This is a genomic window from Candidatus Magnetaquicoccus inordinatus, assembly GCF_004217665.1.
In the GTDB taxonomy this organism is placed as follows: Bacteria; Pseudomonadota; Magnetococcia; order Magnetococcales; family Magnetaquicoccaceae; genus Magnetaquicoccus; species Magnetaquicoccus inordinatus.
This window is the reverse complement of sequence record NZ_RXIU01000085.1, coordinates 2,720-13,498: the sequence shown is the minus strand read 5'-3', so window position 1 is coordinate 13,498 and position 10,779 is coordinate 2,720. Positions and strand designations below refer to the sequence as shown.

14 protein-coding genes are annotated in these 10,779 nt (G+C 52.5%); 2 read left to right on the top strand and 12 right to left on the bottom strand.

Going from position 1 to position 10,779, the window contains the following annotated elements:
* The first annotated feature begins 286 nt into the window (after nucleotides 1-286).
* Complete coding sequence (locus tag EJP87_RS08045) at nucleotides 287-1,561, top strand: hypothetical protein (protein ID WP_130471347.1); 1,275 nt, start codon at nucleotides 287-289, stop codon at nucleotides 1,559-1,561.
* Nucleotides 1,558-2,154 (top strand): pentapeptide repeat-containing protein, encoded by a 597-nt coding sequence (locus EJP87_RS08040; RefSeq protein ID WP_130471346.1) that lies wholly within the window; start codon nucleotides 1,558-1,560, stop codon nucleotides 2,152-2,154. The genes EJP87_RS08045 and EJP87_RS08040 overlap by 4 nt, the downstream gene beginning before the upstream one ends.
* Before the next feature lie 39 nt (nucleotides 2,155-2,193).
* Here the strand turns inward: EJP87_RS08040 and EJP87_RS08035 are convergent, their stop codons facing one another.
* From EJP87_RS08035 to EJP87_RS17760, 12 genes are all read right to left on the bottom strand, one after another.
* Nucleotides 2,194-3,411, bottom strand: coding sequence for a polysaccharide biosynthesis protein (locus tag EJP87_RS08035; RefSeq protein WP_193771236.1), 1,218 nt, complete (start codon nucleotides 3,409-3,411; stop codon nucleotides 2,194-2,196).
* Complete coding sequence (locus EJP87_RS08030) at nucleotides 3,389-3,994, bottom strand: phosphoribosyltransferase (protein WP_130471344.1); 606 nt, start codon at nucleotides 3,992-3,994, stop codon at nucleotides 3,389-3,391. The genes EJP87_RS08035 and EJP87_RS08030 overlap by 23 nt, the downstream gene beginning before the upstream one ends.
* Nucleotides 3,991-5,334 (bottom strand): acetyl-CoA carboxylase biotin carboxylase subunit, encoded by a 1,344-nt coding sequence (accC, locus tag EJP87_RS08025; protein ID WP_130471349.1) that lies wholly within the window; start codon nucleotides 5,332-5,334, stop codon nucleotides 3,991-3,993. The genes EJP87_RS08030 and accC overlap by 4 nt, the downstream gene beginning before the upstream one ends.
* Nucleotides 5,335-5,340: 6 nt before the next feature.
* On the bottom strand, nucleotides 5,341-5,844 hold the full coding sequence (gene accB, locus EJP87_RS08020; protein ID WP_130471343.1) for an acetyl-CoA carboxylase biotin carboxyl carrier protein: 504 nt from the start codon (nucleotides 5,842-5,844) through the stop codon (nucleotides 5,341-5,343).
* Between the two features lie 25 nt (nucleotides 5,845-5,869).
* A complete protein-coding gene (gene aroQ, locus EJP87_RS08015; protein ID WP_130471342.1) occupies nucleotides 5,870-6,382 on the bottom strand; it encodes a type II 3-dehydroquinate dehydratase in 513 nt (170 codons plus the stop codon).
* Nucleotides 6,379-6,753 (bottom strand): hypothetical protein, encoded by a 375-nt coding sequence (locus EJP87_RS08010; protein ID WP_130471341.1) that lies wholly within the window; start codon nucleotides 6,751-6,753, stop codon nucleotides 6,379-6,381. Before EJP87_RS08010 ends, aroQ begins: the two co-directional genes overlap by 4 nt.
* Before the next feature lie 28 nt (nucleotides 6,754-6,781).
* A complete protein-coding gene (locus EJP87_RS08005; RefSeq protein WP_130471340.1) occupies nucleotides 6,782-7,465 on the bottom strand; it encodes a ribonuclease HII in 684 nt (227 codons plus the stop codon).
* An 11-nt stretch (nucleotides 7,466-7,476) separates the two neighbouring features.
* Entirely contained in the window at nucleotides 7,477-7,824 is a 348-nt protein-coding gene (rplS, locus tag EJP87_RS08000) for a 50S ribosomal protein L19 (RefSeq protein WP_130471339.1), read from the bottom strand.
* Nucleotides 7,825-7,834: 10 nt separating this feature from the next.
* Nucleotides 7,835-8,647, bottom strand: coding sequence for a tRNA (guanosine(37)-N1)-methyltransferase TrmD (gene trmD / locus EJP87_RS07995; RefSeq protein WP_130471348.1), 813 nt, complete (start codon nucleotides 8,645-8,647; stop codon nucleotides 7,835-7,837).
* A 2-nt stretch (nucleotides 8,648-8,649) separates the two neighbouring features.
* Nucleotides 8,650-9,189, bottom strand: a complete 540-nt coding sequence (gene rimM, locus EJP87_RS07990; RefSeq protein ID WP_130471338.1) for a ribosome maturation factor RimM — start codon at nucleotides 9,187-9,189, stop codon at nucleotides 8,650-8,652.
* Between the two features lie 28 nt (nucleotides 9,190-9,217).
* On the bottom strand, nucleotides 9,218-9,463 hold the full coding sequence (rpsP, locus tag EJP87_RS07985) for a 30S ribosomal protein S16 (protein ID WP_130471337.1): 246 nt from the start codon (nucleotides 9,461-9,463) through the stop codon (nucleotides 9,218-9,220).
* Between the two features lie 167 nt (nucleotides 9,464-9,630).
* On the bottom strand, nucleotides 9,631-10,779 hold a 1,149-nt coding region (locus EJP87_RS17760), incomplete at its 5' end, for an ABC-F family ATP-binding cassette domain-containing protein (protein WP_193771235.1).

Genomic DNA, 10,779 nt, shown 5'->3' with positions numbered 1-10,779 from the left:
CGTCCGCCCTCCCAAAGCGTGCCCCTGCGGGGCACAAATCGGTGCGGCGTGCGCGAATGCTTGCGCATTCGCTTCTGATGAAACGCCGCACATTTTCAGCAGGGCTTTGCCCTGCACCCACCAGGAGGAGATAATCTCCTCCTGGAGCTCCATAATAATTTTCTATTTTCAAATGCGCTTGCCCTGGGTTTCTGGCAGGATCGCTTTTATTTGACGGCAAAAAAGGCTACACTGATCTGCTGACAAGTCGAGTTTGTTTTATTGTCTTTTTGCCTAGGAGTGTCTGATGCTGCCTGGAAGTGGATTGCATATCGACCAAGCCCCCCCATTGAGTGTGCCATTTCGCTTTTTTGCCACTGCACCCTTCTTTTTGCTGCTTTGTGGTCTGGTGCTGCTGCAAGAGGGGGGATCCCTTTTGTCGGCGCCATTATTGCCTGAAACGGTAGCTCTTGTGCATCTAATAACCTTAGGCTGGATTGCCACTGTGATGTTTGGGGCGATGTACCAAATGATTCCGGTATTGGGTGGAGGTCCTGTACCGTGGGTCAAAGGGAGTCGCTGGGTTCATGGCATGCTGATTGTTGGGGTGTTGAGTTTGGTCTTGGAGGTGGGTATTGGCTTGCACCGCTGGTTGCTGCTGCTTGCCAGCTTCAGCCTTGCCGGTGCAGTGATTCTGTTCATTATCCCTGTGGGGTTGACGTTGTTCCGAGCCCATGTGGTTCATCCCACTCTGTGGGCCATGCGTTTGGCCATTCTCAATCTGTTGGCGGTATTGATCATGGGGCTGATCTTTTTGGGAGAGTATGCCCATGGCTTTTTGGCCATTGATCGTCATGCCATGATTGGCGTCCATCTGATTTGGGGGCTGTTCGGTTGGGTCGCCACTTTGATGATCGGCGTCTCTTTTCATGTTCTGCCCATGTTCTACATGATGCCCCCCTTTCCCAGAGAGCGCGCCTACACCATCCTGATCGGGCTGGCTGTCACCTGGGTGCTCTTGCCGACAGCCATGTTGCTGTGGGATCCTCTGCCTTTTTGGGCTGCCTGGTTGGCTGCCTCCCCCGCTCTGGCCGCACTTTTGCTCTATGGCAAAATTATGCTGGAGCTGTTTCAACAACGGCGGCGCAAAAAATGGGATGTCACTCTACGCCTGTGGCAAGTGGGCTATCTGGGAGGCTCTTTGGCGGTATTGGTGATGTGGATGTGGCCGCTGTTCAGTGCCGATCGTTTGCGCTATCTGTTTGCCGTTTTGTTTTTGTTCGGCTTTGTCAGTAGTATCATCATGGGTATGCTCTACCGCATTATCCCTTTTTTGACCTGGTTTCATCGTTACAGCTCGCGCGCCGGTCAACCCGGTGTGCCCATGATGGAGGATTTAACCCCGCCATCCGGACAGTGGCAACTGCGTAACCAATGGGCTGGTTTGGTTTTATTTGTGGCGGCGATGCTGAGCGGATGGGATCCCTTGTTGCGTCTGGCAGGAGTCTCATTGATTGTCGCTGCACTTCTGCTGTGGTATCTGCTCTATTTTGCTTTACGTAATCGGGAAGCCACAACATGAAAAGATGGCTGCTCTTTGGCCTGACCGTTGCGGTCTGTTGTGTACCGCTCTGGGTGCGTGCGGCAGATCCCGCTTGGCCCGAACGGCTGGAAAAATTGTTGCAGGCCAAAAAATGTATTCGTTGTGATTTGACACAAGCCAATTTGCACGGGTTGTCCCTCCCTGGCTTTCATTTTCAAGGGTCGCGGTTGGCGCAGGCCAATTTGAGCGCTGTGCAGGCCAGAAAAGCCAACTTTTATCGGGTAAAAGCCCAGGGAGCCGATTTTAGCGGCAGCGATTTACAGGATGCTGTCTTGGAGGAGGCCGATCTGGCAGGCAGTCAATTTGTACGGGCGCATTTGCTGCACACCAATTTCAAACAGGCCAATTTGGCCGCTGCCAATTTTACCGGGGCCAATATGCAGAAAGTCTACCTGGAGGGAGCCTATTTGAAGGGAGCCAACTTTACCGATGCTGATCTGCGGGGAGCAACCCTGTTTGGTGCCAATATTCTGGATGGGCAGTGGCAGGGGGCGCAGCTCGAAGGTGTCTATTGGAACGATGGTCATCGCTGTGCCAGTGGTTCAGTTGGACGCTGTATTCTCCCGAAATAGCTCTCTTGTCCCACTTGTAGCGGGCAGGAGAGAGCCTGCTCACATCTTTTGATCCAAATTTTTTGCCAACTGTTTGTGGCGTAGAGTGGGGACAATCTGTTGCAGAATCTCCATGATCTCTGCACTCTGCCAATGGCCACGCTGACGTAGGTTTTGCAGTTGGGCAAGAGCACTGCGCAAGGATTCTTTCTGGGAAAATGGTGGTTTGCTGATGACTCCCAGCGCGTTGAAGCGCTCATAATCGATTGTTTCGTCGGCAGCGGCAAAGATCTCCACCATCTTTTCCCCACTGGTATCACTAGGGGTAAAGAGACAAGGCCAACTCGCTGGTGTGGGGTTTTGCCGCAGTTGTGCGGCCATTGCCCGCGCCTCTTCTTCCGATTGGCAAAGGTGTGGTTGCACCCCTTGGCTGTGCAAAAAGAGCTGCGCAATCTCAGCAAAGCTGTGCAGATCATCTTCGGCATGCAGTCGGGGAATAAATATCTCCCGATTATTGGCCAAAAAACAGGCCAACAAACAGAGCTCTCCCCCCTCTTGTGGCGAGAGAAAATAGCGTCGTACATCATTGGGGGCAGCCAATGGTTGTCTCTTCTCCCAACGACGGATAAAACCATGCAAGAGACTGCCATCAGAAAAAGCGACATTGGCAAAACGGGCACTGCTGACGGGAATCTGTTCGGCATGTTGCCAGAGCACAGCCTCCATTCCCGCTTTGCTGGCGCCCATGGCATTTTCCGGCTCTACCGCTTTGTCCGAAGAAACCGAAAAAAAATGTTGCGGAGGTGTATGGGATAACTGCAGCAAAAATTGGTCCAAGGCCACGATATTGGTGTGGATCAGACGCATCAAGGTAAAAGGATCCCGCTCCGAACGCACATGTTTGAGAGCTGCAAAATTGACAATCACCTGATAGGGTGAGGAGGCAGAGAGAAAGGCATGAAACTCTGGTGTGCCCATGGCAATGGCAAAGGTGGCAAAATCCTCAGGAGCTTTATACTCTCCAGAACGCAGCGTGCGCACCAGTTCGACCAGATTGTTTTCGCTGGGATCCAGCAGATGCAAAGCGGCAGGATAAAACTGCACAAGTTGCTCGACAAAAGCTGAGCCGATGGAGCCGGCAGCTCCCACCACCAAAATCCGTGCATTTTGGATGTGCGCACGCAAGGTCGCAGCATGCTGCTCCCTGTCGGCTTGCAAGAGAGAGTGGCGGCGTTTCAGCAGTTGTACCAGCAAATCAGCAGCAGGCTGTGTTGTCACAACCACTCACCCTTTTCTTTTTCCCCTTTTTTTCGCTTTCGCTGGGCAAGGGGGAGGGAGTTTGTGGCCACCAGGTATAGATTGCCGACATACCCCGATAGTGCTCATCCTCATCCAATCCGTAGCCAAAGAGCCTGACATCAGGCACCTCATAACCCAGATAGTGAATGGCCAAAGGTTCGGCATTGGCGACAGTTTTGTGCAGCAAAATGGCAATGCGCACACTGATGGGAGCAAAGGTTTGCAACTCCTGGCAAAGGGCTTGCAGCGTGGTACCCGTATCCATGAGCGTATCGACCACAATCAGATGGCGATTGTGCAGCAAATTTTGATCTGCCTGGGAGAGGGTTTGGTTGAGTTGTTGGGTGCGCTGGATAAAAACCACTGGCAAGGAGCGTTGCAAGCTGCGTAGCAGGTCTATGCCAAATACAGCCCCTCCTTTGAGTACCACAACCAAAACGGCTTGCTCTTCTGGAGGCAGTTGATCCAGATCTGCACGCAATTGCCGTGCAATGGCCTTTACCCCCTGTTTGAGGTGGTAGGAATCAATGAGGACGGTCAGATGATCAAATGGGGCGCTCATTGGTTGTTTTTCAAAAACTCCTCTAAAAAGCGTAACGTATAAGTACCATTGCGAAAGGTTCCATCGCGGACGATGCGTTGATGCAGCGGAATAGTGGTGGAGATACCGCCAATGACATATTCATCCAAGGCGCGGCGCATACGCGCAATCGCTTCCGCTCTATTGGCACCATGGACGATCAGTTTGCCCAGCAGTGAATCATAGTGCGGGGGAACCCGATAGCCGGCATAGGCATCGGAATCGACACGCACACCACAACCGCCTGGCGGGTGATATTCGCTGATGCGGCCTGGCGAGGGGATAAAAGTTTCTGGATCTTCGGCGTTGATCCGACATTCAATGGCATGCCCACGAATTTGTACATCCTCTTGACGCATGGTCAGCGGCAAGTTGGCAGCCACACGAATCTGTTCCTTGACCAGATCGACACCGGTGATCATCTCTGTGACCGGATGTTCAACCTGGATGCGGGTGTTGACCTCGAGAAAATAAAACTCGCCACGATCCATCAAAAACTCAAAAGTGCCCACACCGGTATAGTTGACTGCCAAAGCTGCTTTGGCTGCAACCCGGCCCAACTGTTCCCGTTGCTCTGGGGTAATGGCTGGAGAGGGGGCCTCTTCGAGAATTTTTTGATGGCGGCGTTGCAAAGAGCAGTCCCGATCACCCAAATGGATGGCATTGCCATGATTATCCGCCAGGATTTGAATCTCTATATGGCGCGGATCGGTCAGATAGCGCTCCATATAGACCTTATCATTCTTGAAAAAATGGCGGGCGTCGTTGCGGGCAACAGTAAAGGCGGTGACCAGAGCGGCATCGGAGTGCACCACCTTCATGCCCCGTCCACCACCACCGGCAGCCGCTTTCAGAATGATCGGAAAGCCGATTTCACGAGCCATTTTCAGAGCCGACTCTTCGTTGCATACCTCGCCATCAGAACCGGGAACGACCGGAACACCGGCAGCAATCATCGCTTTGCGCGCTTGCACCTTGTCGCCCAACAGGCGGATGACACTGGGATCAGGACCGATAAAGGTCAAACCAGAAGCGCGTACAATTTCAGCAAATTCTGGATTTTCCGACAAAAAACCATAACCGGGATGGATGGCTCGTGAGTCGGTGATCTCGGCTGCCGCCATGATCGAAGAGATATTCAGATAGGAGTCTGCAGAACGGGCCGGGCCAATACAAACCGATTCATCAGCCAGACGCACACACATTGAGCCGACATCGGCTTCAGAATGGACGGCAACAGTTTGAATACCCAACTCTTTGCAGGCACGATGCACCCGCAAGGCGATTTCGCCGCGGTTGGCAATCAATATTTTATTGAAGATAGGCATTTACACCGGCTCAAGGATGAAGAGAGGTTCACCATATTCCACCGGACTGGCATTTTCCTTCAAAATACTGACCACCCGGCCTGAATGTTCTGCTTCGATGGCATTCATCAATTTCATGGCTTCGATAATACAAACAACCTGCCCTTTTTTGATGATGTCGCCATGGGCAACCAGTGGTGGTGCCTCCGGTGAGTTGGATTGATAGTAGGTGCCGACCATTGGTGAAGTGATGGTCAAGGTTTTATCGGAGGCCATACTCTCCGTGCTTTTGCCAACAGGAGGCATGGCTTGTGTGTCCACCGCAACAGCAACCGGGGCAGACATGGCCACTGGTTGTGGGGCTGCATAGGTGACCATTGGGGAAAAGGCCGGAGGTGCTGTATCGTGTTGCGAGGCCAGATGGCGGCTAATACGAACAGTTTGCGCTTCTTCGCGAATCTCTATTTCGGCAACATCCGTACCAGCCAGCATTTTGATTAACTGCCGAATCTCTTTTAAATCCATGGAACTCAAGCCTCTGAAAGGGTGTTCAATTCTTTTCTTTATTGGCAGCTTTTGTCGCCTGTGTCTGCAGATAACGCAACGCTGCCTCTACCGCCAACAGATACCCGTCCGCACCCAAGCCGACGATTTGCCCCAAGGCAATATCACTGATATAAGAGTGGTGACGAAAGGGTTCGCGTTTGTGAATATTGCTCAAATGTACCTCTATCACCGGCAGCGCCACGGCCAGCAACGCATCACGCAGAGCCACCGAGGTGTGGGTATATGCTGCCGGATTGATAATGATTATATCGGTCTTGTCCCGTGCTTCCTGAATCCGCTCCACCAAAACCCCTTCATGGTTGGATTGAAAAAAATCCAAAGAAGCCTTTTCTATCACCAAAGAGCTTTGCAGTTGCGCCAATCGAGTTCGGCAGCCAGCCTCTATATCTGCCAACGTAAGCTGTCCGTAGATTCCCTCTTCCCGTTGACCCAACAGGTTAAGATTGGGACCGTTGACAATCAAGAGATGCCAACCTCGCTGGATGCTGTTCCTCATACCGCTTCCTGATTGTCGCTGGATCGTTCTACTTTCTGCAACCACTGCTGCAAACCATTTTGATAAGCCAGCTTTTGTTGTTCATCGCGTTGCTGCCCTTTTTGCACCTGCTGCAACCAGAGGATAATCCCTTGTGCTTGGGCCAAGCGTTGCAAAGAGTGTTGCAGTGACAATGCACTTTGCTCTTGCTGAACTGTTGTTTGGCGCCATGATCGCTGAGTTACATTAAGCAAGATATGGGCCAGCATATGCAAAGAGTGAAGTTGATCGGGATCATGGTTCAGCCACTGCTCGGCGGTATGATAAGCCAAACCGATACGTTGCGCACGAACCTGGTGCAGCAGCAGAGCCAATTGGGAAAACTCTTCCATCACCTAAGCCCTTGTTCTGTTGTGGCAGTCAAAGGTCGAACAGCCTGGGTTCGTTGATGCTCTCACTGGCCAAGGCGGCACGGACGGGTCCGAAGGATCGGCGATGCTGTGCTGTCACCCCCAGGGTCAACAACGCTTGGCGATGGGCAGCGGTGGGATAGCCGCTGTTTTGTTCCCAACCGTAACCAGGATGTTGTTGGGCCAGTTGCACCATGTGTGCATCCCGATACTCTTTAGCAACGATCGATGCTGCAGCGATGGATAAGGATGTCTGATCGCCGCGGATGATGGCCCGACCCTGACAGGGAAGAGCGGAGGGCAGGTCGCGGCCATCAACCAGCACATAGGCTTGTACGCTCAACTCCAGGAGGGCGATGGCACGGCTCATAGCCAGCAAGGTGGCTCCTCGAATATTGAGCGCATCAATCTCCGTTGGAGTCGCTTCCCCGATTGCTACAGCCAGCGCTGATTCTTGAATCACCCCCAGCAGAGAACGACGCCGTTCGCCCGTGAGCTGTTTGGAATCATTGATCTGCGTCAAAGCGAGCGGCATGGTTTCCCACTGCCAAAATGGCAGAATAACCGCAGCAGCAACCACTGGCCCTGCCAAAGGACCGCGACCAACCTCATCGACACCACAAACCGGCGCAAATCCTTGCCGGTAGAGCTCTTGCTCCAGATGCAAGGCAGGCCGACAAGCCAAACCAGTCATGGCTGGAGGGGTTACCAGGTGCGTTTCTCTTTGATACGGGTTGCTTTACCAGAGAGTTCACGCAGATAGTACAATTTGGCACGCCGCACATCGCCCACTCGTACCACCTCGATTTTTTCAATCTTGGGGGAGTAGAGGGGAAAGATTCTCTCCACGCCTTCGCCAAAGGAGACTTTGCGAACGGTAAAGGTGGAGGAGTATCCGGCGTTGTGACGGGCGATACAGACACCTTCAAAGATTTGGATCCGTTCGCGGGTTCCTTCAACCACCTTGACGTGGACCTTCAGGGTGTTACCGGCGGCAAAATCCGGCATCTTCCGTTGAATCAGGGATTCCTGAAAGCGCATGAGTTCGTTCATAAGTCTGTCCTTATTTCATCTGATCTTCGCAGTTAGTTCCATCCACCAGCCTCCATTCATCCTGTTCCAATGCAGAGGCCAGCAGTTCCATCAAAGCTTTTTCTGTTTTCGACAGATTGGCACGAATCAGCCAATCGGGTCGGCGCAGCAAAGTGCGTAATAATGCCTGTCGTCGTCGCCAATCTCTGACCTTGCTGTGGTGCCCAGAGAGCAACACTTCCGGTACAGAAAAAGAGGTTTGACCAGCAGCAGGTTGCCAACGAGCTGGTCGTGTATAGTGGGGGTGATCCAACAACCCCTGATAAAAAGAGTCACCTGCAAAGCTTTCTGGATCACCAAGTACGCCAGGCAACAGACGAGCTACCGCATCCAGTACAGCCATGGCCGGAATCTCACCTCCGGTCAGAACAAAATCACCCAGAGAGAGCTCTTCATCGACCTGGGTGGCTACAAAGCGTTCATCCACACCCTCATAATGGCCACATACTAAAATCAGATGTGCCATACCCGCCAGGCGCTTGGCATCCGCCTGGACAAATGGTTGCCCTTGGGGGGTCAAATAGACCACATGCGCTGGAGCCAAAGGATCTTCTGCCACCCGCAGATGGCCCACAGCCCGCTCCAGTACATCCGCTTTCAGTACCATTCCCGGCCCCCCGCCAAAGGGGGCATCGTCTACTCTCTGGTGGCGATTTTCTGCAAAGTCACGCAATTGCAGCAAATTCACCTCTAGCAGACCATGCTCCTGCGCCCGTTTCAGAATGGACTGACGGAGCAGACCGGTAAACATCTCCGGAAAAAGCGTAACGATTGAGCAGCGAATAGCTACATCCCCGGCATCAGGCAAACTGTTATGGTTTTTTGGTCGATCTGAATATCGATGACCACCTCGCGAATAAATGGCAGCAAGCGCTCTTCCCCATTTGCTTCGCGAACCACCAGAACATCGTTGGCACCTGTGGAAAACAGATGATCGACCGTTCCCAGAAGTTGGCCGTTCTCTTCCACAACCTGGCAACCAATCAAATCGGTCCAGTAGTGGGCATCCTCTTCTGGTTCAGGAAGTTCGGTACGAGGCACCCAAATGCCCAATCCTGACCATAAACGCGCCTTTTCTGGGGTATCGAGTCCCTCTAACTGGGCGACGATACCACGGGTATGTGACGCACCATCCAGCAATGGCACTTGACGCAATTGACTGGCAATGGGGTTGCCACCACTCTCTGCTTTGCCGATCCACCAATCGTCAAAATCCAAAACTCCCTCTGCAGGGTCGGTATAAGAGAGGACGCGAATCCATCCCTTGACTCCAAATGGACCTAACAGACGGCCAATGGAGACCCATTCCGGGTGATTACCGGTCATGCCGACTCCTTCAGAGCAGAGAGCGCAATCAGCCGACAGCCGCTGCCCGTTTGAGCAGGCTGGCCACTGTTGCGGTAGGAATTGCACCCACTCCGACCCAGTGGTTGTAGCGCTCCATGAGCAAGTCAAGTTTGTCGCTCTCTTTGAGAGGATTATAGGTGCCAAGCTTTTCCAGGAAACGACCATCCCGGGGCATTTTGGCATCTGCGACAACAACCGCATAAAAAGGCCGTTTTGTGGAACCTCTGCGTTGCAAACGAATACGAACAGCCATAAAAAAATACCTCATTAGAGTACGAGCAGGCCTCATTGGCCCCCTGCCTGTGCCGGTGCCGACCAGGGAAAATCCAGGCATTCTAACTGATTCCTGCTCCAGGTCAAGAGCTAATCCAAAACATCTGGGGAATCATCTTTGAAATGCGGAAAAATAGTGATCTTCTATCAGCCACTGCGTGGCCTGGGTTGCTGTTCCAACTCTTCAATGCTTAAAGCAACCTCTTCCCAGGCCAGCATCGCCTCTTCCAAGGTGTGGCTGATCTCTTTGTTGCGAGCCAGAGTCTGTTTGAGCCGTTCACTGTGGATACCCTGATAGATCTCCGGGTCGGCCAAAATTTGATTCAGTTGGCTCTGCTCATTTTCCAGTTGGTGAATCTGTTGTTCCAGTTGTCGGGTCTGCTGGCGTTTGCGGCGCAGCTCATTGCTTGTTTGTTCGCGCTGCAAAATTCGTTGCTTTTTTTGCTCCTGTTGCGGAGAGGAGGGTTGCTCCTCTCTGGCTTGCGTGCTCTGTTCCAGATAGTTGTCTAAATTGCCCTCAAGAGGGGTGATGCCACCATTGCTGACCAGGACAAATTGCTTGCAGACATTTTGCAGCAGTTCGCGATCATGACTGACCAGAAGGAGCGTACCTTGGTAGCTCTCCAGAGCGTCGCTGAGAGCTGCACGGGATTCCATATCCAAATGGTTGGTCGGCTCATCCAATAGCAGTAGATTGGCTCCGGAAAGCAACAAACGAATCAAGGCTACCCGAGCCCTTTCCCCTCCAGAAAGCACTTTGATTTTTTTGAAAACCTCTTCTCCAGAAAACAGAAAGCTGCCCAAAATGGCACGCAAGGCAGATTCATTCATACTGTTGGGCAGTGCGGTTGCTGATTGCTGCAATATTGTCGCTTCTGGGTCGAGATCTTCCAAAGCATGTTGGGCAAAATAGGCCGCTTGAACCCGTTCGCCCAGCAGACAACTGCCGCCATCGGGAGAAAGTTGTCCGGCTATCACTTTTAACAACGTGGATTTGCCTGAGCCGTTTGGTCCCAGCAAGCCAATTTTTTCTCCGCGCTGACAATCAAAACTGGCTTTGGCAAAGACGCTTGTTCCCTCAAAATTTTTGCTCAAATCACGAACTGTTACCATCTTCAAGGGGGAGCGTCCTGGTTCCGGCAGGCGAATGCGGGCAACCTCTTGTGTGGCAGGAAGCGCTTCCACTGGTTCCATTTTTTGCAACAGTTTGATGCGGCTTTGTACCTGGCGTGCTTTGGTGGCTTTGGCGCGAAAACGGTTGATAAAGCGGGTGAGTGTTTCGATGCGTCGCGATTG

Bases quoted from the DNA above. Each gene is read 5' to 3' on its own strand.
- EJP87_RS08005 (WP_130471340.1), bottom strand. From the start codon at position 7,465: ATGACTGGTTTGGCTTGTCGGCCTGCCTTGCATCTGGAGCAAGAGCTC.
- EJP87_RS08030 (WP_130471344.1), bottom strand. From the start codon at position 3,994: ATGAGCGCCCCATTTGATCATCTGACCGTCCTCATTGATTCCTACCAC.
- rpsP (WP_130471337.1), bottom strand. From the start codon at position 9,463: ATGGCTGTTCGTATTCGTTTGCAACGCAGAGGTTCCACAAAACGGCCT.
- rimM (WP_130471338.1), bottom strand. From the start codon at position 9,189: ATGACCGGTAATCACCCGGAATGGGTCTCCATTGGCCGTCTGTTAGGT.
- accB (WP_130471343.1), bottom strand. From the start codon at position 5,844: ATGGATTTAAAAGAGATTCGGCAGTTAATCAAAATGCTGGCTGGTACG.
- EJP87_RS08010 (WP_130471341.1), bottom strand. From the start codon at position 6,753: ATGGAAGAGTTTTCCCAATTGGCTCTGCTGCTGCACCAGGTTCGTGCG.
- EJP87_RS08045 (WP_130471347.1), top strand. From the start codon at position 287: ATGCTGCCTGGAAGTGGATTGCATATCGACCAAGCCCCCCCATTGAGT.
- EJP87_RS08040 (WP_130471346.1), top strand. From the start codon at position 1,558: ATGAAAAGATGGCTGCTCTTTGGCCTGACCGTTGCGGTCTGTTGTGTA.
- rplS (WP_130471339.1), bottom strand. From the start codon at position 7,824: ATGAACGAACTCATGCGCTTTCAGGAATCCCTGATTCAACGGAAGATG.
- aroQ (WP_130471342.1), bottom strand. From the start codon at position 6,382: ATGAGGAACAGCATCCAGCGAGGTTGGCATCTCTTGATTGTCAACGGT.